At 45.2% G+C, this 21,586-nt stretch carries 22 protein-coding genes; 16 read left to right on the forward strand and 6 right to left on the reverse strand.

What is annotated here, in order from left to right; genetic code table 11:
- Positions 1-507, reverse strand: coding sequence for a Na+/H+ antiporter subunit E (locus tag AC121Z_RS05595; protein ID WP_498127300.1), 507 nt, complete (start codon positions 505-507; stop codon positions 1-3).
- Between the two features lie 233 nt (positions 508-740).
- Between AC121Z_RS05595 and yoaA the strand changes: the two genes are divergently transcribed.
- From yoaA to AC121Z_RS05645, 10 genes are all read left to right on the forward strand, one after another.
- Complete coding sequence (yoaA, locus tag AC121Z_RS05600; protein WP_498127301.1) at positions 741-2,699, forward strand: DNA repair helicase YoaA; 1,959 nt, start codon at positions 741-743, stop codon at positions 2,697-2,699.
- A gap of 1 nt (position 2,700) precedes the next feature.
- On the forward strand, positions 2,701-3,429 hold the full coding sequence (tsaB, locus tag AC121Z_RS05605; RefSeq protein ID WP_498127302.1) for a tRNA (adenosine(37)-N6)-threonylcarbamoyltransferase complex dimerization subunit type 1 TsaB: 729 nt from the start codon (positions 2,701-2,703) through the stop codon (positions 3,427-3,429).
- 62 nt (positions 3,430-3,491) lie between these two features.
- Positions 3,492-3,812 (forward strand): hypothetical protein, encoded by a 321-nt coding sequence (locus AC121Z_RS05610; protein WP_498127303.1) that lies wholly within the window; start codon positions 3,492-3,494, stop codon positions 3,810-3,812.
- Between the two features lie 208 nt (positions 3,813-4,020).
- Complete coding sequence (locus tag AC121Z_RS05615; protein ID WP_498127304.1) at positions 4,021-4,902, forward strand: alpha/beta fold hydrolase; 882 nt, start codon at positions 4,021-4,023, stop codon at positions 4,900-4,902.
- Between the two features lie 133 nt (positions 4,903-5,035).
- Entirely contained in the window at positions 5,036-6,688 is a 1,653-nt protein-coding gene (gene fadD / locus AC121Z_RS05620; RefSeq protein WP_498127305.1) for a long-chain-fatty-acid--CoA ligase FadD, read from the forward strand.
- A 12-nt stretch (positions 6,689-6,700) separates the two neighbouring features.
- Positions 6,701-7,882, forward strand: coding sequence for a ribonuclease D (gene rnd / locus AC121Z_RS05625; protein WP_498127306.1), 1,182 nt, complete (start codon positions 6,701-6,703; stop codon positions 7,880-7,882).
- The gene (locus AC121Z_RS05630; RefSeq protein WP_498127307.1) at positions 7,879-8,193 is read left to right on the forward strand and encodes a YcgL domain-containing protein; all 315 of its coding nucleotides are present in this window, start codon (positions 7,879-7,881) and stop codon (positions 8,191-8,193) included. Before rnd ends, AC121Z_RS05630 begins: the two co-directional genes overlap by 4 nt.
- An 8-nt stretch (positions 8,194-8,201) precedes the next feature.
- On the forward strand, positions 8,202-9,197 hold the full coding sequence (locus AC121Z_RS05635; RefSeq protein ID WP_498127308.1) for a lytic murein transglycosylase: 996 nt from the start codon (positions 8,202-8,204) through the stop codon (positions 9,195-9,197).
- Positions 9,197-9,874 carry a fumarylacetoacetate hydrolase family protein gene (locus tag AC121Z_RS05640; RefSeq protein WP_498127309.1) on the forward strand — a complete coding sequence of 226 codons (678 nt, stop codon included), beginning with the start codon at positions 9,197-9,199 and terminating at the stop codon, positions 9,872-9,874. The genes AC121Z_RS05635 and AC121Z_RS05640 overlap by 1 nt, the downstream gene beginning before the upstream one ends.
- A 10-nt stretch (positions 9,875-9,884) precedes the next feature.
- The gene (locus AC121Z_RS05645; protein WP_498127310.1) at positions 9,885-10,403 is read left to right on the forward strand and encodes a YcgN family cysteine cluster protein; all 519 of its coding nucleotides are present in this window, start codon (positions 9,885-9,887) and stop codon (positions 10,401-10,403) included.
- Here AC121Z_RS05645 and dsbB read toward each other — a convergent pair.
- A complete protein-coding gene (gene dsbB, locus AC121Z_RS05650) occupies positions 10,377-10,898 on the reverse strand; it encodes a disulfide bond formation protein DsbB (protein WP_498127311.1) in 522 nt (173 codons plus the stop codon). The genes AC121Z_RS05645 and dsbB overlap by 27 nt on opposite strands.
- A gap of 15 nt (positions 10,899-10,913) precedes the next feature.
- Complete coding sequence (nhaB, locus tag AC121Z_RS05655) at positions 10,914-12,500, reverse strand: sodium/proton antiporter NhaB (protein WP_498127312.1); 1,587 nt, start codon at positions 12,498-12,500, stop codon at positions 10,914-10,916.
- A gap of 485 nt (positions 12,501-12,985) precedes the next feature.
- Between nhaB and fadR the strand changes: the two genes are divergently transcribed.
- From fadR to AC121Z_RS05670, 3 genes are all read left to right on the forward strand, one after another.
- Positions 12,986-13,696, forward strand: coding sequence for a fatty acid metabolism transcriptional regulator FadR (fadR, locus tag AC121Z_RS05660; protein WP_498127313.1), 711 nt, complete (start codon positions 12,986-12,988; stop codon positions 13,694-13,696).
- Positions 13,697-13,833: 137 nt separating this feature from the next.
- On the forward strand, positions 13,834-14,193 hold the full coding sequence (locus AC121Z_RS05665; protein WP_100656808.1) for a phasin-related domain-containing protein: 360 nt from the start codon (positions 13,834-13,836) through the stop codon (positions 14,191-14,193).
- 122 nt (positions 14,194-14,315) lie between these two features.
- Positions 14,316-14,876, forward strand: a complete 561-nt coding sequence (locus tag AC121Z_RS05670; RefSeq protein WP_498127314.1) for a hypothetical protein — start codon at positions 14,316-14,318, stop codon at positions 14,874-14,876.
- A gap of 78 nt (positions 14,877-14,954) precedes the next feature.
- On the opposite strand, the gene AC121Z_RS05675 is transcribed toward AC121Z_RS05670, so the two are convergent.
- Together AC121Z_RS05675 and AC121Z_RS05680 are read right to left on the reverse strand one after the other, a co-directional pair.
- Positions 14,955-16,271 (reverse strand): hypothetical protein, encoded by a 1,317-nt coding sequence (locus tag AC121Z_RS05675; protein ID WP_498127315.1) that lies wholly within the window; start codon positions 16,269-16,271, stop codon positions 14,955-14,957.
- Entirely contained in the window at positions 16,268-17,755 is a 1,488-nt protein-coding gene (locus AC121Z_RS05680) for a DUF3336 domain-containing protein (protein WP_498127316.1), read from the reverse strand. Before AC121Z_RS05680 ends, AC121Z_RS05675 begins: the two co-directional genes overlap by 4 nt.
- Positions 17,756-17,961: 206 nt before the next feature.
- On the opposite strand from AC121Z_RS05680, the gene AC121Z_RS05685 reads away from it, so the two are divergent.
- From AC121Z_RS05685 to AC121Z_RS05695, 3 genes are read left to right on the forward strand one after another with little or no spacing between them, the layout of a single operon-like run.
- The gene (locus AC121Z_RS05685; protein ID WP_498127317.1) at positions 17,962-19,170 is read left to right on the forward strand and encodes a DUF445 domain-containing protein; all 1,209 of its coding nucleotides are present in this window, start codon (positions 17,962-17,964) and stop codon (positions 19,168-19,170) included.
- A 9-nt stretch (positions 19,171-19,179) separates the two neighbouring features.
- The gene (locus AC121Z_RS05690) at positions 19,180-19,821 is read left to right on the forward strand and encodes a TetR/AcrR family transcriptional regulator (RefSeq protein WP_498127318.1); all 642 of its coding nucleotides are present in this window, start codon (positions 19,180-19,182) and stop codon (positions 19,819-19,821) included.
- A gap of 9 nt (positions 19,822-19,830) precedes the next feature.
- Positions 19,831-21,321, forward strand: a complete 1,491-nt coding sequence (locus AC121Z_RS05695) for a wax ester/triacylglycerol synthase domain-containing protein (RefSeq protein ID WP_498127319.1) — start codon at positions 19,831-19,833, stop codon at positions 21,319-21,321.
- Here the strand turns inward: AC121Z_RS05695 and AC121Z_RS05700 are convergent.
- Positions 21,315-21,569 (reverse strand): hypothetical protein, encoded by a 255-nt coding sequence (locus AC121Z_RS05700; protein WP_498127320.1) that lies wholly within the window; start codon positions 21,567-21,569, stop codon positions 21,315-21,317. The genes AC121Z_RS05695 and AC121Z_RS05700 overlap by 7 nt on opposite strands.
- Between the last annotated feature and the right edge of the window lie 17 nt (positions 21,570-21,586).

Genomic DNA, 21,586 nt, shown 5'->3' on the forward strand with positions numbered 1-21,586 from the left:
TTATTTTTGTTGCTCCCGTTGTTGTTTCATGGCTTTGCGATATTCGCTCGTGCGCGGCATTATCCCTAGCATATCGCCATTTTTGAGATCCTCGGCTCCTGCTTCGCTAAGCGCATGCACCAATAACTTACCGTTTTCCATTGAGACGCTAGAGGTGCCGGGGGTCAGCGTAATTGCATTGGCATAGAGTACTTTGCTTAAATCGTCGTCAAACGGCATTTCAAGTTCGATAAAACGTGATTGGACTGGTTTAACACCAATGATCCGTAGTGTTACATCGATATTGGATAAGACGACTCGCTTGAATAGTTTGAATAGGAAAACAACAAAATCAACTGTCACGAATAAGGTGAAGCGGTCTTTATCCACTTCATCCATACGGCCAGTTAACCACACCACAAAGAGCACAGAAAATGCGCCAAAGGTTAACATTAAAGGGTGGTAGTAGCCGGACAGCAATAACCACAATAACGCTAGAATAATCGCCAGTCGAAGTGCGTATTTCACCCTATCTCCTTACTTCATTTTTGTAAGTAAAATGTTAATGGCTAATTATTTTTACCATAGAAATTAGGAATATTGCAGTCTTTGATCCGATTTTTAATGATAATAACAACGAAAATACTGATGGATAATTCATTGATTTATCGTCAAATCCTCATATTCCTGTACTTTATAAGGGCGACCTTGCTTGATTTATTTGGCATAATTCGGTGTCGATAAATGAGTAAACGCCTCGAATGCCTAGTATTGCCAAGATATTTTCACCAGACGGTCTTTTAGCCCAAGCCATTGAGGGTTTTTTACCCCGTGAATCGCAAACCCAAATGGCGCTTGCCGTTAGCAGCACCCTGAAGCAGCGCGAGTCTTTGATCGTTGAGGCGGGAACTGGAACGGGGAAAACCTTTGCCTATTTGGCTCCTGCATTGAGTGGTCAACGTAAAGTCATCATTTCCACTGGGACTAAGAATCTGCAGGAGCAGCTCTATCATCGAGATTTACCCGTTATCAAACGGGTACTTAGTGGGGAAAGGCAAACCGCCTTGTTAAAAGGCCGCGCCAATTATTTATGTATTCACCGCTTGGCACAAAACAATCGGGCTACCACATTATTAGACGCCGAAACGTTGGAACAAATGACCCATGTACGTAAATGGTCAACGACCACGCGTACGGGGGATGTTGGTGAACTATCAACCATACCTGAAGACGCGAAAGTGCTCCCGTTAATTACTTCTACGGTAGATAACTGTGCTGGCAAGGACTGCCCTGAGTACGCTGATTGTTATCTGGTTAAAGCACGTAAGAAAGCAATGGAAGCAGATATTGTGGTCGTGAATCACCACCTGTTTTTTGCCGATATGGCGCTTAAAGATACCGGTTTTGGTGAGCTCATTCCTGATGTTGACGCCGTTATTTTTGATGAAGCCCATCAAATTCCAGAAATTGCCAGTGAGTACTTTGGTGAAGCATTATCCAGTCGTCAATTGATGGACATGTGTCGAGATATTAATACGTTGTATCGAACAGTTTTGAAAGATGCCCAACAACTCGATAAAGCGGCCGAGAAGTGCCGCCAGTTGTTGATGGATTTCCGGTTACTATTAGGTGAGGCATCGCAGCGCGGCGATTGGCGCAAAAAGCTGAATGAAGGCGAGATTTTCAGTGCGATCAGTCGAGTCCAAGATGCGCTTGGTGTATTACAGGAAGTCATGAAGTTGCACATTGGGCGAGATAAGGATCTAGATACTTTTTATGAACGCTTAAGTCAGGCTCGGGAGCGCCTTGAGCGCCTATTGGACACCGAGAAATCGGGCGTGAGTTTGTGGTTTGAAACTACACCACGTCACTTTATTTTACATTTAACCCCGTTATCAATCGCAGGTAAATTTCGCGCATTTGTTGAAAATTCTGACAAAGCTTGGATCTTTACTTCTGCCACCCTGATGGTAGATGGAGGGTTTCAACACTTCCAGGCTCGCATGGGATTGGAAGCAGCACAAACGTTGTTATTGGACAGTCCGTTCGATTATCAAAAACAGTCAATGTTATGCGTTCCACGCTATTTACCTGAGCCTAACCACCCGCAGAGAAACCAGCGTTTAACTGACATCGCATTGGATATTATTGGCGCCAGTGGCGGGCGCTGTTTTTTATTGTTTACCAGCCATGCCACGCTACGTGCGGTAGCTGAATCGCTGGTTGGATTGACGGATAAAACCTTGTTAGTTCAAGGCACTACCTCCAAACGTGAATTATTGCAACGTTATGTGGATGAGAAAAATACGGTTTTACTAGGGACGGGCGCTTTCTGGGAAGGCGTGGACGTGCGTGGTGAAGATTTGATCTGTGTAATGATCGATAAATTGCCTTTTGCGGCGCCGGATGATCCACTCTTGCAAGCACGCAGTGAGGATTGTAAACGTCGTGGCGGTAATCCGTTCGCCCAGATTTCAATACCACAGGCAGTGATAACGTTGAAGCAGGGGGCAGGGCGTTTGATCCGTGATGCGCGTGATAAAGGGGTGTTGGTGATTTGTGATCATCGCCTAGTAACCAAAGACTATGGTAAGATTTTTATTAGTAGTTTACCGCCCATGTTACGCAGTCGTGACTGGGATAAAACCCTGCAGTTTTTGACCTCGGTGCGTGCTGAGGCAACTTCCATAAATAGTCAATCAGCCACAGAAGTGAATTAATATGGCAGCCAAACCTACTACGATTCTTACTATTGATACAGCAACCGAGGCGTGTTCTGTGGCATTGCAAGTGGGGACCTCTGTGTTCTCACGGTTCGAAGTGTGTCCCCAGCAGCACAGTCAACGCATACTTCCTATGGTCCAAGCGGTTTGTGGTGAGGCCGGAATTGAATTACAGCAAGTTGACAGCATAGGGTTTGGTCATGGGCCGGGTAGCTTTACTGGTGTCAGGATTGCTATGGCGACAGTGCAAGGGTTAGCGTTCGCCTTGGATACCCCCGTGGTTGGCGTCTCAACTTTGGCTGCTATGGCTTATGAGAGTTTATCTCAGCATGGTATTGAGGGGGCATGTGCCTTTGTTGCAATCGATGCACGCATGAATGAAGTGTATTTTGCTGCCTATCAATGGCAGCAAGGCACCTTGCAGCCTTGCAATGATGAACAAGTATTAGCACCTTCTGCGGCAGCACATCAGGTGAACAGTCTGTGCAAAGACCGTGCGTTAACAGATGTACTGACCGCTGGCACTGGTTGGGACGCATATCCTGAGTTGTCCGCACTGTATGGTCATGCTTTACCACAACCAGCAGTAACGTTACCAAACGCGAAATTTATGTTGCCCTTTGTGGTTAATGCGGCAGAACAAGGTCTTACCCGTTCGATTATGGATGTTGAGCCAGTGTATTTGCGCGACACCGTTACTTGGAAAAAATTGCCGGGTCGGGAGTAATTGGAACAATTCTTGTTTTATTATTCAGTTGTTCATCGTAAAACGGACAGAAGAGTTAGCCTTTGGATATTGAGTCATCAATTGTTGCCGCACAAAACGCATTGGTGGTTAATACGCCCGCGCGCCAGCCTGAACGTGAAGCAGACTCACGTACGCAGCAGCAACAGCGTGCTCAAACAGAGTTACCCGCCCAGCAAACCGTTATAAGACAAGCATCCGCTGAAGCCTATCAGCGGGCAGATCAATATCGCAAAGACACTCGCGCCGGCTACGATAACCCGCCCTTGCAAGTGCAGTCAGCCTTGGATGCTTATCAAAGCCTCGAACGAGAATCACGTCGTGAAGAAGTGCGCGGCATGTTGGGGATTGATTTATACGCGTAGGCGGCAACTACTTGCCACCTTTTGTGCTACTTTTCCCCATAATGGCATTTGCTGCGGCAAGAAATTGCCGCTGTTAACTTGCCGAAAAAGCTCGCTATTGCAGCCTTGCAGTTAGCGATGAAAATATGCTTCCATCGTCGCTTCGATAATCATTTGCGGCAAGCCGAGTGATTGGTTGACAACGATTTACTTATTCTTGGAGTTGACCTTGACAGATATTGACCTACAGCCAGTAGTATTTGAGTTACCCCATATTCGCTTGGCTGGGCTGAGCAACGGTCAGCAGGGCAAACCTTTGATTTTAGCGCTGCATGGCTGGCTGGATAACGCCAATAGCTTCGTGCCAATCGCGCCGTTTTTTAATAATTTTCATTTTATTGCTATCGATTGGCCTGGGCACGGCCATTCACAGCATCGGCCGACGGGCAGCGAATATTACCAGTTGGACTATATCGACGACTTGTATCAATTAATGCAAACCCAAAGTTGGTCAAGTGTTACCTTGCTGGGGCATAGTATGGGCGGTATTCTGGCGAGTATTTTTGCGGCAATTTTTCCTGAGCATGTGCGCGCAGTTGTTTCCTTTGATGCCTGTGGACCATTACATTCACAGCAAACCGTCAGTAGCATAAAGGCTGGTATTGAGCAGCGTAGTAAACGCAGGACACGCCAATCCAACCCAGTCACTTTGCCTTTCATACAAGCAGTAAAGCAGCGCAGTACTCACAGTGATTTGGAACCGGCGCAGATTGAATTGCTGCTGCAACGCTCGGTAAGGAATGTCGACGCTCCCAACAGCAGCAATGAGAGGGATGTTCAGTGGCGTACGGACAGACGCCTACGCAATCAATCATTACTGCGCTTAAGTGAGCGGCAAGCGCGCGAGATTGTGTCTGCAATCGAGTGTCCTGTGTTAATACTTATTGCAAAAAAAGGCTTCATCCATGCTGATAAAACGCGTGCAGCACAGATGGCTTGGTTTACCACGGCTACCTGCGCAGAAGTTGAGGGTGGACATCATTGTCACATGCAACATCCTGCCGTGATTAGTCAGGAAATTATGGTTTTTTTGTCGACAAATGCTGCGTAAATGTAAATTACTTCACCGCATGGATTTAACTTTGTGTTAACTTTGACTACCATGTGTAAAGAGCCATCGCAGATGCCTAAAGCTACGACGGCCTAACATTAATAACCAATAAAAACTAAAAGCTGGAATAACCATGGAAAAAATTTGGCTGCAGCACTATGACCCTCGTATAGCGCCTGAAATCGATCCGGATGTCTATTCATCATTGGTTGATGTATTTGAGCAATCCGTTGAAAAGTATCGCGACAAGACCGCGTATATTAATATGGGTCATTCGATGACCTTTGCAGAGATTGATCAGCAATCAAAACAGTTTGCAGCCTACTTGCAAAACTCGGGTTTAAAACGTGGTGATTCAGTCGCTATTATGATGCCGAATTTACTCCAGTACCCTGTCGCGATCTTCGGAATATTGCGCGCGGGAATGGTTGTGGTCAATGTTAATCCACTCTACACGCCGCGTGAATTGCAACATCAGCTAACTGATGCGAATGTAAAAACCATTGTCATCGTCGAGAATTTTGCGACTACATTGCAGCAGGTTATCAACAATACACCGGTCGAGAATGTCCTTTTGACCTCGGTCGGTGATATGTTACCGGCGCCAAAGCGCTGGTTTGTGAATTTTGCGATTAAACATGTTAAAAAACTAATACCTGCGTACGACATTCCAGGAGCACAACGTTTTACCCAAGCATTGAAGCAAGGGGCATCGCAAAGTTATACGCGGCCTGACATTAAGAACAGTGAAATCGCTTTTTTACAATATACCGGCGGTACCACTGGGGTGTCGAAAGGTGGCATGCTGACGCATCGCAACATGGTTGCTAATCTTGAGCAGATTTCTGGTTTACTCTCAACTGCAATCACGCCAGGCGAGGATTTAGTTGTCACCGCTTTGCCGCTGTATCATATATTCGCGTTACAAGGCAGCTGCTTGCTGTTCATGAAGTTTGGCTGTCCCAACCTATTGATCACCAACCCGAGAGACATGCCAGCCTTTGTTAACGAACTCAGTAAATATCCGTTCGCGGTATTGCCAGGAGTTAACACCTTATTTAACGGGTTGTTAAACACTCCAGGTTTTAGTGAACTTGATTTCAGTCACTTTAAGTTTGGTCTTGGCGGTGGCATGGCGGTCCAACGCCCAGTCGCTGAAAAATGGCACAAGGTGACTAAAACCGTGTTGTTAGAAGGTTATGGCCTCACTGAGTGTTCACCGGTAGTTACAGTCAATCCTCCTCAGCTCAAAGAGTATAAGGGGAGTATTGGTATGCCAGTACCATCCACCGATATTAAATTAGTGGACGAAGACGGCAATGAGGTAGGACCGGGTGAAGTCGGCGAAATGTGGGTAAAAGGGCCACAAGTTATGTTGGGTTATCTCAATCGTCCTGAAGCAACCGCTGAAATTATTAAAGATGGTTGGTTGGCAACGGGAGATATCGCACGGATGGATGAAGAAGGTTATTTCTATATTGTTGACCGCAAAAAAGATATGATCTTGGTTTCTGGCTTTAACGTTTTCCCCAATGAAATCGAAGAAGTCGCCGCGATGCATGACATGGTGTTGGAAGCCGCTGCTGTAGGTGTTCCGCATGAAGTTTCAGGCGAAGTAGTGAAACTCTTCGTAGTGAAAAAAGACGAACAATTAACCGAAACCATGGTGATTGAACACTGTCGGACGCATCTAACAGGTTACAAAGTACCAAAGCACGTGGTATTTAAAGAGGATTTACCGAAAACCAATGTGGGTAAAATTTTACGTCGTGAGTTACGCGATTAATGGATGTACACAATGTCGATAGCTGCTAGTTCCAGCTATCGGCATATCACCGATCAGGACTCATTCTCATCGCTCTGCCAACAACTGACTCAATGTTCTGCGATAGCCATCGATACGGAATTCGTGCGCACGCGTACACTGCTACCGCAACTGGGTTTAATCCAAATAAATGATGGCAAACAAACCTATTTGATTGACCCGTTACCGCTCAATGATTTAGCGCCTCTGGCTCGTGTTTTAACTAACCCAAATGTGGTCAAGGTTTTACATGCGTGTTCCGAAGATCTTGAAGTCTTTATTAGCCATTTAGGCGTTGCTCCGACACCTGTGTTTGATACGCAGTTTGCAGCGAATATGTTGGGTCTAGGCCCAACCCTTGGGTATTCCAAATTAGTCGAGCTGGAATGCAGTGTTGAGCTTGATAAGGGCGAATCACGAACCGACTGGTTGGCCCGCCCGCTATCAGATAAACAGCTCGTATACGCGGCCAATGATGTGGTCTATTTGTATCAGATTTACCAACAATTACAGCCGCGAATTGAAGCAAAACAATGGTTAAGTATTGTTTATAGCGAGATAGCCATACTGGCGGCCAAAAAAGCCAGTCAAATACCTGCGGATTTCGCGTACCTGTTTTTTGGTAATGCATGGAAACTGAATGCCACCCAACGCTTTGTATTGCAACAATTGGCAGCTTGGCGTCTAACGCAAGCGCGCAAGCATGATATTGCCATTAACTTTACTGTTAAGGAGCAACATCTGATTGCAGTTGCGATGCGTTTGCCACAATCTAAAAGTGAATTGCACGCGATGAAAACGTTGTTGCCGCAAGAAATCAGGCGGCATGGTGATACACTGGTGCGGATAGTGTGTGATGCAGTATCGGCATGGCAGAACAATAATGATCACTTACAAGTGGCTAAGATTGTTCGGTTAAATGATTTAGCAAAGTACAAAAAGCAGTTAGCTGAGTTAAAATCTCTGTGCCAATTAGTTGCGGAGCAAACTGGCATTGATGAGGCTATCATCGCGTCGAAAAAGCAGCTTAATCAACTGCTTAAATGGTGGTGGTTTGAAATTGATGAAACGGCAGTGCAGGGATTACAACCAGATTTATTGTCGGGTTGGCGCAAACCATTGTTTAAGGACAAATTACTCGCTCTATTAGGTCAACCAGTAAGAGAAATAGAATGACGGTACCTTCATTACTTTGCAGTGTGTATAAGACACGGAAAAAGGCCGGGATGTACTTGTATATCCCTCAGGTCGACGATTTCAGTCAAGTACCTGAAGCACTGATGAACATGTTTGGTGTGCCTCTATTGGTGATGCACATCCCCGCACATAGCGAAAAGCGGTTGCATGCCGTTAGTAGGGCGGAGCTGCTAGATGCATTTGAACGCGATGGGTTTTACCTGCAAATGCCGCCACAACAAGAAAATTGGTTGGCTGAACATCGCGCGGCGTTAGGGTTAACACCGCAACCACCCCACGACAAAAAGTAATTTCTGTAATGAATAAGTTTTTCTCTTTACTCGTTGTTTTGGCGCTATGTTGGAGTTCAGTCGGATCAACAATTGCCGCCGATAATAGCGATAATCAAGCATTCAATGACTATGTCAACGGTCTTAAGCAAGAGGCAATTGAGCGTGGTTTTGCCTCTGAATTACTTGAACCCGCGTTTGCAACTATTGCGCTGCGTGAGAAAGTCATCCGTAGCGACCGCAATCAGCCTGAACGTAAAATCACCTTGACTGAATATTTAAAAACGCGCGTGCCAGACTGGAAAGTCAAACAAGCGGTCGACTTATTAGCAGAACATCAAGCGTTGTTGACTCGGGTAGAACAACAGTTTGGGGTGCAAAAGCGCTTTATTGTGGCGCTATGGGGCAACGAAAGTAACTTTGGTAGGATCCAAGGCAATGTGCCCGTGTTGGCTGCATTAGCAACGTTAGCCTTTGAGGGGCGTCGAGAAGCACTGTTTCGTAAGCAGTTTTTTGCTGCTTTAGATATTCTAAAACAGGGGCATGTGCCGATAGAACGCTTTACAGGTTCTTGGGCTGGTGCCATGGGGCAAAGCCAATTTCTTCCCAGTTCATTTTTGACCTACGCGGTGGATTTCGATGAAGATGGTAGAGCAGACATTTGGTCCTCTTATGCTGATGTATTCGCTTCTATCGCCAATTACCTTGCGCAAGAAGGGTGGCGAGATGACCAAACTTGGGGGCGTCAAGTCTCTCTTTTAGATCCCGATTTATCTCAGCATGCGAGTTTAAATCTTAGCGCAAGAAAATCACTGGCAGAGTGGCAAGCGCTGGGAGTAAGAAGATTTAACGGCGACAACTTGCCTACGGCAGATGTGCTAGCCAATTTGATCATGCCAGATGGTCCCTCAGGACGAGCGTATTTAGTGTATAACAATTTTCAGACGTTAATGAAATGGAACCGATCCAGTTATTTTGGGGTTTCAGTGGCCTATTTATCTGAACGGATCCAGAAGGGGCATTAATGGACTATCAGCATTATTGGTATTCTGAGCGCAGCCCAATTTCGTCTTTACCCGTTGGTAAAGTCGTGTGTGTAGGGCGCAATTATGTGGCACATGCACAAGAGCTTGGTAATCAAGTACCCGATATGCCCGTGTTATTTATGAAACCTGCAACCTCTTTACAGTTGATTGAAGGGACAATTAGTTTAAGGCAACGCGAAGAAGCCTATCATTATGAAACAGAGTTGGCAGTGTTAATTGGGGAACCGTTGACCAACGCAACACCTGAGCATGCGCGTGATGCTGTCGTAGGGTTTGGCTTGGCGTTGGATTTAACCTTGCGCACGACGCAAAATCAATTAAAACACGCGCAACACCCTTGGGAACGAGCGAAAGCCTTTGACGGTTCCTGTCCTGTTACCCCATTTTTGCCCGCAAGCGCTTTGTCTGATTGGCACAAGATTAGATTTCAACTTACCCTTAATGATAGGTTAGTACAGCAGGGTGATAGCGCCGATATGGTGTTTCCTATAGCCCAGCTGTTAAGTGAAATTAGTGAAAACTTTACCTTATTACCTGGCGATATTGTGCTGACTGGGACGCCTGCGGGTGTCGGTGAATTGCATGATCAAGATAAACTTGGTTTATCGTTAGGTGATAAACTAAAGGTAACCACCCAATGCTGCATTAAGCAGTAGGTAGCAAGTAATGACGGATAGCGAGAACAAGCCATTTTGGGAAGCTAAGTCCCTAGCAGACATGTCAGCGTCAGAATGGGAATCTATTTGTGATGGCTGCGCCAAGTGCTGCTTGCACAAATTTATCGACGATCAAAGCCAAGAGTTATCGGTCTATGAAGTTGACGGTAGCGAGACAATTCACGATGGTGAACAGGTACATTTTACCAATATTGTCTGTGAGCTACTGAACACTAAAACCTGCAGTTGTTCCGATTACCAGAACCGTACAATTCGCGTGCCTGATTGTGTTAAGTTGACCAAAGATAACCTGGACAAGATATATTATATGCCGCCCAGTTGTTCTTATCGGCGGCTGCATGAAGGCCGTGGGTTGCCCAGTTGGCACCCATTGTTGAATCGAGGCAAGAAAACCGCCATGCACGCCGCAGGAATGTCGGTCCGTGGGAAAACCGTGTGCGAGTCCGACGTAAATCTAGATGCGTTTGAGGACTACATTGCCTTATGGCCGCTTGAAGATATCAATTGAACGAGCGCCAATCACTACCAACAGTAAACTACTGTAGAAGCCAAAAATCACCATCATCCATTGCGCCATACCAAAACCAGCGAATTGCCAGGAATTATCCAAACAGTCACCGGGCGCAGCAAATATCGCCGGCAACCATTCATGTAACGGTAACCAGCTTGGAAAATTAGGGACGATGTCGCAAGTGGCAAAAAATGGATTTGCAGCAGTTAATATATCAACGTGTTCGTAAGCAATCAAAAAGCCCCAGACTGCACTGATACCCCAAACAATGTAGGCTATTAGTCTAGTTAATGGGGTATTCAGCAACAGCGGGATCAACGCTGCAAACAAAATTCCGAACATCGCCGTACGTTGGTAAATGCACTTTATACAGGGTTCCAGGCCCATGCCGTGTTGAAAGTAAAGTGCGGTGAGTTCTAAACTCAACGCAGAAACAAAGAGTAGTGCCCAGCTAGAACGCTGTTTCGACCATTCACTTAACAATTTCACCATACCAACGACATCCTATTAATGGCTAGCGTCTGAAATTCCGCCAGGAATTTCAGTGTGGTGGTTAATCCAGTGCATATCATAAAGATAATCAGTTGCGCCGGCTAGACCATAATAGGTGGCAAGTAAACCAACAATGGTTAAAACAATAGTATAAGGCAACGCCATATAGACCATTTTGCCGTACGACAAACGTAACAATGGCGCGATGGCAGACGTTAATAAGAACAAAAAGGCGGCTTGCCCATTCGGCGTAGCCACGCTGGGTAGGTTTGTTCCAGTATTAATGGCGACCGCTAATAGATCGAACTGATCACGCGTGATCTCACCGTTTTGTAGCGCCGTTGCGACCTCAGTAATGTATACCGAGCCGACAAACACGTTATCACTAACCATCGATAACACGCCATTGGCGAGATAGAACATCACTAATTGGTTGGTACCATCGAACGTGAGAACCCAATGAATAACCGGCTGAAATAAGCCTTGATCAATTATCACGGCGACCACGCCAAAAAAGACGCATAACAATGCAGTGAACGGCAGTGCCTCTTCGAAGGCCTTACCCAATGCATGTTCTTCGATAACCCCACTGCTTGAAGTTGCCAGCACAATTACACTCAATCCGATAAGTCCGACCGCAGCTAAATGGAATGCCAGACCAACAACTAGCCAAATACCGATTAATGCTTGTACCAGCAATTTGGCTTTATCGCGAGGCGTGCGTTGCGCATCCATGTGTTTATCATAATCGACAAGGATGTTGCGCACCACAGCTGGCATTTGCGCCCCGTAACTAAACCATTTGAATTTTTCTAGTAATGCGGCAGTCAGTAATCCGGCGATAAAAACCGGAATAGTGATTGGTGACATGCGAATAAAGAATTCGACAAATCCCCAAGAGGCCTTATCAGCAATAATCAGGTTTTGCGGTTCACCCACCATCGTCATTACGCCACCTAAAGCAGTACCAATCGCGGAATGCATCATTAAGTTGCGGAGAAATGCCCGAAAATCATCTAGGTCGTTGGCACCGGGTTGTTCGTTCACACCATCATCAGAGGTGTGGTCATGATCATGATGAAAATCTTTACCCGATGCGACTTTGTGGTAAATCGTATAAAAGCCTAAACCAACCGCAATAATCACGGCCACGACTGTCAGGGCATCAAGAAAAGCCGATAAAAATGCAGAGGCAGCAATAAAGGATAATGACAACACGGTCTTATTGGTGACTTTAATGACCAATTTGGTAAATAAAAACAGCAATAAGTCCTTCATAAAATAGATACCCGCCACCATGAACACCAGCAACAGGATCACTTCAATATTTAACGCGATCTCATGCATCATGTGTTCGGGGGACGTCAGCCCAATAAACAAGGCTTGGATCAGCAGTAGGCCTCCCGGTTGCAGTGGGTAACATTTTAACGCCATTGCTAAGGTGAAAATAAATTCAGCAATGAGTGCCCACCCTGCAATATAGGGGTTCCAGAGGAATAACAGCGGATTAAGTAACAAGAAGACAATGATTGTTTGCTTGTACCAATCTGGCGCATGGCCTAAAAAGTTTCGGTAGATCGCCGTTGTCATCGAAATTTGCATAGGATTTCCTTGAGGGCAAACACGGTAAAGTGTAAGAAAATACTGATAGTTTCATCATCATAAACCTGATTATTGATGAATTGAACATGAATTGTTAGTTCCGCTGTAATTTAACCTTTTCGTTATCAACAGGGCATCAGAATAATGAGTTAGTTGAATTTAGGGGGCAAGGTCGAGTTAGGCTATGGAACTCTGCGGAGAAGCTTTTAAGTGACCGACTAAAAAGTCCGCGAATAAGGCAGCGATACTTAAAAGGAACGACAACAAAGAATTGGCACACGCTGGGTGGCACAGTCAGTAGGTCATTAAGGAGTGAATCAAACGTAAAATCAGTCAGTTATAAATCGATTAAGTGCTATAATGCTGCAGCTTGCCAACGGTAGACAGAGAATATGTTATTTATTTGTTTACGTTAGGCTGGAATACTGCCAATATTGACTGGTACAATCAGTTAAAAATAAAAACAATTCACAGGTGCGTCGTACATGATTTATAAGGCACAGAGCCCCGCAGGCTTCGCGGAAGAATATATCGTAGAATCCATTTGGAGTGGTCGCTTTGCGCCGGGTACAATTTTGCCTGCCGAACGTGAATTGTCAGAGTTGATCGGCGTAACCCGCACAACGCTGCGTGAAGTTTTGCAACGTCTAGCGCGTGATGGTTGGCTGACAATCCAGCATGGTAAGCCAACGCGGGTGAATAACTTCTGGGAAACCTGCGGGCTTAACATCTTGGAAACGCTAGCGCGCTTAGATCAAGCGGGGATTTCGGATCTAATCGACAACTTGCTCGCGGCGAGGACTAATTTAAGTGCGGTATTTATCCGCGGTGCGCTGCGCAACAATCCAGAAAAGTCCATCGAAATTATCAGCCGTTATACCACTATTGCGGAAGATGGGCCTGAATTCGCTAATTTTGATTATCAGATGAATCATGACTTGGCCTTAGCGTCAGGTAATCCTGTCTTTGTGTTGATGATGAACGGTTTCCGCAACATGTATGCACGTATCGGTGGTTACTTTTTCTCCCATCAAAAAGCGCGTGACGTCGCCAAGCAGTTTTATCAGAATTTGCTTAACGCGGCCGAGACTGGCGATTATGAGAGTGTGCCAAATTTACTCCGAAAATATGGGATTGAAAGCGGTAAGGTTTGGGCCGAAGTGCGTGACGCAATGCCATCTGACTTGGTTGACTAAAATAAAATTATTATAAAAATCAAACGCATATTTTTATTTTTCGAAATAGATCGAAAAATAATCCCAGTTAGTATGCGGTTTCTAATTGTTATTTGTAATCTATACCGGAATTAACTAATCGGTCACTGGAGAGCAACATGACTAAGACAGATCAAATCAAAGCTAAATTTAACGAAGCTGAAGAATTCGCACGTAAAATCTGGTTGGCAGGTTTAGGTGCATACGGTAAGAGCATCGACGAAGCACAAGGTCGTTACGAGCAATTAAGCACTGAAACTCAAAAAGTTTTTGAAGAATTAGTGGTTAAGGGTGAAGCGCTTGAGCAAGATGCAAAAGGTAAATTCAAGCAAACAACTTCTGAAGTTGAAGGTCGCGTAGCTGACGTTCGTAAGAAGCTTGGCTTGGATAACGACAACGCTGACCAGAAAATCGAAGAGCTTTCGGCCAAGATTGATGCGTTGACAGAAGCTGTCGCTAAATTAGCCGCTGCTAAGTAAGTCTTTAAAAACGCACTCCTAGGAGTGCGTTTTGCCTTGTTGATTGGTTTTTTTTGCACTCAACTAGGTAACGTCTACACTTCTAATGGTTCACAGCCAAAAATCTAAAAACAGGAGTTCGTATGTCTTCTAACACAAAGAATCCGTTCGTTAGTTTTGTAAATGCATATTGTGGATTGGTTGCAAGCCAGTTAAGTGATATGTCGGCTGAGTTTGATAAGGCTGTGACTAAATCTAACGATTTATTTAATGAATTAGCTAGTCGCGGTGAAGCGGTTGAGGCTGATTTAAAAAAATCGATGCCACGGAGCGATAAAATGAACCAATCGATCAAAAACTGGTTTGATGCTTTTAGTTTTGGTAGCGCCAAACGAGACAAGCAACTCAATCAGTTATCCAAGAAAGTTGACGACCTGATTGAGCAAGTTGCACTATTGGCTGAGCGTAAGGCCAGAGAAGCAAACGCAGCAGCCAAAGCGCCTGCAGAGAAAAAGGCTGCGACTCGCAAAGCGCCAGCAAAGACTGCGGCAAAAACTACTGCTGCTAAGACCACCGCGTCTAAACCAGCCGCAACGACTGCGAGCAAACCTGCAGCCAAGAAGCCTGCGCCCAAAAGAACGACAACACGCAAGCCGGCAGCGAAAAAGCCTGCAGCGAAAAGTACACCAAAAGCGGGTGAATAATTAACAGAAAAGGAGCGCTGGCTCCTTTTTTATTACTTATCTTTTAACGTTCGTAACTGTTCTTCAATGCACTGACGGCTATAACTTTTTCCATTTAGGGCACCAGTCTGTGAAGTCCTCGCTCGCGCGCCAAATTCTGTTTTGTTTCGATTGCTCGGTATGACCTTCTGCCTCGCGTGTACTCGTAAAATAATAATTTTGCTGCATGGCCAACGTACTGGACTCTTGATCTAATGGCTCGTTGTCCAAGTTCAACAGTGGGATCACGGTCGGCTCATGCATTTGTTGCGGATATAAGCCAAAGACTAAGTTTTTCGCAGTTGCTGTAAAAAGCCCAAATCCTTGCGGAAAGGCACCAACAATTCGGTTAAATGCCTGTGCTAAAGGCTCGCTAATCGCGCCTTTCTTTGCGAGTTGATCAATTAGCATACAACCCTTGGGTACTTCAGAACGTTTAAAGTCCTGCTTGGTTGAAAATACAACCGAAGCATATATTTGTGGGATCTTTAGCAGTTCACCGATACCCGTCACCGGTTTGTATGCATCTTTGACTAGCTCTAACAGTGTGGCATGGGCGAGTATTTGTGTTTCTGGTGTTGCGTACGCCGTGCCATAATCGACGTCTAACCCAGTCGTTACATAATCAATACTGAAGCGATAGTTCATCTTTAACAGTGATGTGCGCTCTTCATTATCAAGCACTCGAAATGGGTCTTTGGATTTGTCACTGCCACGCAAAAGCTTTATCGCCAGCGGGTGGAAAAGCCCTGCATCTTGAAATAAAGCTGCGGTAAGCGTCGGAACGGCGACTAAAGCAAACCACTTTTGGCGCTCAGCCTCAGTCCCGTGAAAACGGATATCAGGATCGATAAATGCAGACCAATTGGGTACGCGCAATAATTGTTGCTCGATAACTTCATCAACCAGCCGCAGGGTAAGAGCCATCTTATACGGAATTTTTAGGCGCTGATGGAAGTCTTGAAGACGCTCGTTCTGTAAGTCTGACAACATCCATAGCGAGGCGAGAAACTTTGCGGTTTTGTTTCGGCTTTGTTGCCTATTCTTGCCTTCACATAAGTCATAAATCGACTGACAAATGTTTCTCGTCCGTTGCAGTCTTTGTTGTCTGTCTTTGTCCGCTTGGCTTTGCAGCGCATCGAGCTGTGCGATAAGCGCATCCAGCTCTTTTTGCTGCTGTTCCGCAAGCGCTTCATGGTCTTGTAATTCGGCGATTTTTACTTTTAGTTCAAGTTGTTGCTTGGCGCGTCGGGCAGAATTAATAAAATAGTACGACACATCGCTCATGACCGAATTTGTGCTATCGGTGGCATGCGCGATTTCGTCAACAATTGCTTGTACTTGGGTTAAGTAAGCGTCTTTAATTTGTGGCGTCATGCCGTTTTTGATTCCACTAACCTCAAGTTATTACTTTTCGCTAATACGCGTGCCTCGCGCTCTTTCAGTTGCTTCAAGTAACGTCTGAGGGTTTGGCTTACACGAGTGCTACGCTCGATATAATCCAATTGCGGCCAAGTTGCCCGCTCACCACTACGAATAAGTTCTGCGATACTGTCGACACTAGGGTTGGACCATAAGTGAGCTAAACTTCTCACTCCACGTTCGGGCAAAATATTAATATCGCCAACATACTGCTGGTCGATAATCGAACGGACTTTATGAATGGCCAATTTGGCAGCCTTATTACCAATTGCGGATTCGAGTAAATCAAACGCGTAAATGCTGTTTACTTTAGTCAAATTGGTTAAATGCCGCAGGGTAATTCCCAGCGCAGAATTGGCATCTTTGCGATTACGCGATAAAAACGGTACCGCTAAAGGGTTGGTCTGGCTGACGATGCTATGATTGACACCGTACAACCTGGCCAAGCGCTCAAAAGGTAAGTCAGCCATGAGTGAACCGTCGGCAAAGCGTCGATTCGGAATATAAGGCACGATATCGCCATTCGCCGCTTTGGCTCGTAATTGCACTGGACTGAATACGATAGGGACTGCACAAGAGGCCCGAACTGCCTGCGTAATGATCGCATTCGGTGACGTTTTAGCGTTTAGTAAGCGTGAAAATTGGTGGAGGTCGGCCGCTGAAACCGTAATTGTTATATGCAGGCCGGTGCGCTTAAAGGCCTCTTCAAAGGTCATTACGTCAAATAACTCTATAAGCGCGTTTTCAAGCTTGGTTGAATCGAATAAACTCTTGCCCCGCACACCTTTAAAAATGCGCCAATCGCGGAATTTATGGTAAATAAATTCAGCACTGAGAACATCCAACAATTCATCATGCGTTCGGGTACCCAACATCGCAGCAATAATTGAACCGGCACTTGCACCAGAAATGACACCGGGCAATACCCCCCGTTCATTCAGAGATTTCACGACGCCGCAGTGGAAAAAGCCTAAACCGGCACCACCACTTAGCATCAAACAGCTGCGACCAAAGGCATGGGCAGTTTCCTCAAAAAAGGATAACTTCTCGTAAAAGTCGATTTCTGCTTCATCCGCGGCGTAAATATCATCCAATGCCAGCACGACTTGCTCAATAAATTCTTCAATGAGCGTTTTTGTCCCTAGCTTTGATTGATGCTGCAACACGGGATTGGCAATATTACCCAAATTTCCGTGAAGCCCTTCATGCAAAATGGACATCAGTCCAAGAATGTCACCCTGTCCACGGGCCAACTTGATTCGTTGTACCCGCTTGCGGATCAAGCGGTAATCATAATCTCGGCAGGGGTCTTTGGCTTTCCATTCGTCTGCGCCAGAGAGTTCATCATGTGCCGCGCACGCCTCACGATACTCAGTATATGAGTCGGCATGTTCAATGGCGTCTTCGAGTTGCGCCAAACGGTTATCAAACAAAGGCATACTGCACCTTTAAAGTTGATTATATTGTTCTCAGTGTAAACAAAATGTTTAGAAACCACTACCCAATTTCTTAATACCCACGAATCTAAATAAATGCTTAAAAAACGCGTGAAATTAAGCCGGCAAGGAGGTTACGCAGGCGAATGTTTAGGGTACACTCAAACCTTGAAGTTCAATTTATAATAATAAAGCGCATATTCATCACTATGGAATGGAACCTCGCCACCCTAACATTGTTATCGATTCCCCTGGTTAGTGCCATCGTAGGGTGGGTGACTAATTTTCTTGCGGTTAAGATGATGTTTTATCCCATCGAATTCTTTGGCATAAAACCTTTCTTTGGCTGGCAAGGTCTAATTCCTGCCAAACGTCGGGAAATGGCTGAAATTGAAGTTGAGTTGGTATTGGGTAAGTTACTCAGCGTTGAAGAATTAGCCGAACGTTTAGATCCCGATGAGTTAACCAATGCGATCCAGCGGCGCTTAAAGCAAGTTGTGCGCAAAATCGTCAACGAAGTTATGCGCGAATCAGCGCCACAACTTTGGGCAGGTTTACCTGTGCAGGGTAAAAATCTGGTTTACGCCCGAATTGAAGCCGATATACCTAATGTTGTGCATAAAATGGTGAATGATTTTCAATATAACATTAATGAAATATTGAACATCAAAGAGCTGGTGGTTGAACAGTTGGTTAACGAACCCGAATTAATTAATGAGATTTTCTTAAAATCCGGTGAGAAAGAATTCCCATTCATTGTTAAGTCAGGGTTTTATTTTGGTTTTCTATTCGGATTACCGACTATGCTGCTGTGGCATTTTTATCAAGCATGGTGGATCTTACCTCTTGGGGGGTTATTAGTCGGGTACGCGACCAACTGGATCGCAATTAAAATTATTTTTGAACCAAAGCAACCCATTAATCTTGGACCATTCAAAATCCAGGGGATGTTTCTTAAGCGGCAAAACGAAGTTGCGCGGGTTTACTCTGATATTATTGAAGAGAAGCTGATTAATTCTAAGAACATTACCAATATGATCCTGCATGGTTCGGGCTCAGCACAGTTATTAGAACTGATCGAGTTGCATGTCAACGATGCGATCGAGCGTTATGTGGCCATTGCCCAGCCTTATTTTGCACTGGGCGTAGGCTCTGATAAATACTTTGCCATGAAAGAGTTAGCGGTAAAGCAGATATTCTCTCATTCAGATAAATACCTGATGTATGCTTATGATTATGCAAATAATGCGCTGCAAGTGGGCAACGATTTGTGTGCTCGTATGCAGCAATTAAGTCCAGAAGAGTTCGAGGGTGTGTTAAGACCTGCATATCAAGCTGATGAGTGGAAGTTGATCGTAACTGGCGCTATTCTGGGAGGATTGGCAGGATTTGCACAATTGTACTTTGTGTTTGGCTAAGGTTACGGTATGAAAACGGCAGAGCGAATACTAGCAACTTCACTAGAGCTTTTTAATCAGGAAGGTGAAGCCAGTGTAACCAGCGTGGATATTGCCAACGAGTTAGATATTAGTCCCGGCAACCTGTATTACCACTTTAAGGGTAAGGAAATTATCGTCGACGCTCTGTTTGAGTTACACGTTGCGCAAATGGAAAAGTTGCTCAATGTGCAAAATACCGGTGAGCTGTCACTCGAAGAACAGTTTTATTACATCTACATATTACTCGAAAAAATTCACCTTTATCGCTTTTTATATCGCTCACCGATGGACTTGATGGAGAAGTATCCAGACGTAGAAAAAGGCATGCAGCGTTTAGTTAAATTGATTGAAGCCAGACTAGAGGCCATGTTTTCGCACGCTATCAAGCATCAGCATATTCGCGTAGAAGCCAGTGAGCTTAAACCCTTGGTCGAAGTGTGTAGTCTGGTCATGATCCAGTCTTGTCAGTATTTCCAGATGAAAAAGCGTTTTGATGACGACACTCAGATTTATGATACGCTGAATTTACTATTAACGATGTTGATGCCAAGGATGCAAGTCGCGGTGGATAATCTCGCCCAATTGCAGCAAAGCATCGCTGTGCACGCATTTACGCGCGGTGACGAATAAGGTGAAGTGATGAAAAAGCCAGAAAAAGCGAAAACCCTGACCTTTTTAGATAAAATCTTTTGGATCACCGAATCTGTCGATAATCCCAAGCATGTCGCTAGTTTGCAGTTACTCAAAAAGCCAAAGGATGCTCAAGGCAACGATTATGTCGACGCGCTTTATCAAGAGGTTGTGCAATACGATAAAGCCTCTAATCCGTTTAATTGTCGGGTGAAAAGTATTCTTGGCTTTCCAGTTAAATTGCAACCAGTCAAGCGTTTGGACATGAATTATCACGTGCAGATCCATGTGATTGAAGACATGCACGATCGGCAAGCGTTGGATGATTATGTCGCCAAGATGCATGAAGTCTTGTTAGACCGTGACAAGCCCCTCTGGCAATTTCATTTTATTCATGATGGTAAGAGTGATACCTACGGCATTTATGTCAAAGTTCACCATATGTATGGCGATGGTGCCACTTTGGTGCGCTGGTTCCAAGAGGGCTATCATACCGAAAAAACGGATGAGAGTTTTGTTCCTGTATGGGCGGTTCGCCGCAAGCGTTCCAGTCGACCGCGCGTTAAATTATGGCGTAAAGTTGTACGCCAGTTATGGAGCTTTTTGGTGGGTCTTAAGGACTTACTTGTTATCTTTATTCGTCTGTTTTTTAAAATCATTTGGATTAATCGGCATTATATGCCCGTGCCGTTTAGTGGTACCCGCACGGTATTAACGGGGCAAGTAAAATCGGGTAGGGCGGTAGCGACCATGGATATCGATTTTGAGCGCGTCCGCCAAGTGGGAAAGAAAACCCGAGCATCTGCAAACGAGGTGCTGTTATGTGTGTTCGACATCGGTATCCACCGTTTTCTGCAGGACTATGGCCACACTTTCGAGAAAGCACTATTTACCAATATGCCAATTAATTTGCGCAAACCAGGCGAACAAACTTCAGGGAATAAGATAGCCATTGTGCCAGTGGAGCTTGCACACGGGAAAACAGACCCTTACGTCCGCTTACGACAAATCATCGCCAATCATCGTATCGTCAAGCAGGCGGCGCAGCAAGCCAGCCCGGGGGCATTTAGTTATTACACTGTCGTAATTCAGTCATTTGCCTTGATTTTTGAAGTGTTACGCCTGTCGAACGTGACCCGGCCAATTGCTAACCTATTGGTGTCGAATGTGCCTGGACCCGCGGAAAAACGGTACTTGAAGGATAGCGAGCTCTTGGCTAATTATCCGGTTTCTACCATGACACCCGGTGGCGGCGTGAATATCACGCTTATGACTTATAACGGCGTGGCGAATATTGGTATGGTTTGTTGCAATAAGAATATTAAATCTTTACAACCGCTAGCTGATTATTGCGCAGAAGCATTCGACCTACTTGAGAAAAGTATCGATGATCCAACAGTTAATATTGCGGATATGGGCGAACATCTCGCAGAAATGCCGGTATCCATTGTCACTGAAACACTCGATACCCAGGATAGTAAAAAGGCCGTAGGTCAATAAGTCTCGTTGGGCTTTTGGTGGTTTTTAGCGTCACTTTCATGCTTAACCCAGATGAAAGTGAGATACATTTTGGTTGGCAGCGACATCGCCATACCCACGGCAACGCACACCGCACTGATAATGATACCTGTCACGCCCATGGCTTCGATGGCGTCACTGAAGTTATGCAGGTAGATGCCCAGCAAAATTAACCCAATTCCGCAAAGCATTACGATTTTTAACAGGCGAAGCAGGCGGGCATCAGTCATAAGAAAATCCTCTCAGA

The sequence above is a fragment of the Alteromonas sp. DYW1 genome (genome assembly GCF_059752595.1).

What these genes read in the sequence shown, in the direction of transcription:
- yoaA (WP_498127301.1), top strand. Translation starts at nt 741, where the DNA reads ATGCCTAGTATTGCCAAGATATTTTCACCAGACGGTCTTTTAGCCCAA.
- tsaB (WP_498127302.1), top strand. Translation starts at nt 2,701, where the DNA reads ATGGCAGCCAAACCTACTACGATTCTTACTATTGATACAGCAACCGAG.
- fadD (WP_498127305.1), top strand. Translation starts at nt 5,036, where the DNA reads ATGGAAAAAATTTGGCTGCAGCACTATGACCCTCGTATAGCGCCTGAA.
- rnd (WP_498127306.1), top strand. Translation starts at nt 6,701, where the DNA reads ATGTCGATAGCTGCTAGTTCCAGCTATCGGCATATCACCGATCAGGAC.
- AC121Z_RS05630 (WP_498127307.1), top strand. Translation starts at nt 7,879, where the DNA reads ATGACGGTACCTTCATTACTTTGCAGTGTGTATAAGACACGGAAAAAG.
- AC121Z_RS05635 (WP_498127308.1), top strand. Translation starts at nt 8,202, where the DNA reads ATGAATAAGTTTTTCTCTTTACTCGTTGTTTTGGCGCTATGTTGGAGT.
- AC121Z_RS05640 (WP_498127309.1), top strand. Translation starts at nt 9,197, where the DNA reads ATGGACTATCAGCATTATTGGTATTCTGAGCGCAGCCCAATTTCGTCT.
- AC121Z_RS05645 (WP_498127310.1), top strand. Translation starts at nt 9,885, where the DNA reads ATGACGGATAGCGAGAACAAGCCATTTTGGGAAGCTAAGTCCCTAGCA.
- dsbB (WP_498127311.1), bottom strand. Translation starts at nt 10,898, where the DNA reads ATGGTGAAATTGTTAAGTGAATGGTCGAAACAGCGTTCTAGCTGGGCA.
- nhaB (WP_498127312.1), bottom strand. Translation starts at nt 12,500, where the DNA reads ATGCAAATTTCGATGACAACGGCGATCTACCGAAACTTTTTAGGCCAT.
- fadR (WP_498127313.1), top strand. Translation starts at nt 12,986, where the DNA reads ATGATTTATAAGGCACAGAGCCCCGCAGGCTTCGCGGAAGAATATATC.
- AC121Z_RS05665 (WP_100656808.1), top strand. Translation starts at nt 13,834, where the DNA reads ATGACTAAGACAGATCAAATCAAAGCTAAATTTAACGAAGCTGAAGAA.
- AC121Z_RS05670 (WP_498127314.1), top strand. Translation starts at nt 14,316, where the DNA reads ATGTCTTCTAACACAAAGAATCCGTTCGTTAGTTTTGTAAATGCATAT.
- AC121Z_RS05675 (WP_498127315.1), bottom strand. Translation starts at nt 16,271, where the DNA reads ATGACGCCACAAATTAAAGACGCTTACTTAACCCAAGTACAAGCAATT.
- AC121Z_RS05680 (WP_498127316.1), bottom strand. Translation starts at nt 17,755, where the DNA reads ATGCCTTTGTTTGATAACCGTTTGGCGCAACTCGAAGACGCCATTGAA.
- AC121Z_RS05685 (WP_498127317.1), top strand. Translation starts at nt 17,962, where the DNA reads ATGGAATGGAACCTCGCCACCCTAACATTGTTATCGATTCCCCTGGTT.
- AC121Z_RS05690 (WP_498127318.1), top strand. Translation starts at nt 19,180, where the DNA reads ATGAAAACGGCAGAGCGAATACTAGCAACTTCACTAGAGCTTTTTAAT.
- AC121Z_RS05695 (WP_498127319.1), top strand. Translation starts at nt 19,831, where the DNA reads ATGAAAAAGCCAGAAAAAGCGAAAACCCTGACCTTTTTAGATAAAATC.
- AC121Z_RS05700 (WP_498127320.1), bottom strand. Translation starts at nt 21,569, where the DNA reads ATGACTGATGCCCGCCTGCTTCGCCTGTTAAAAATCGTAATGCTTTGC.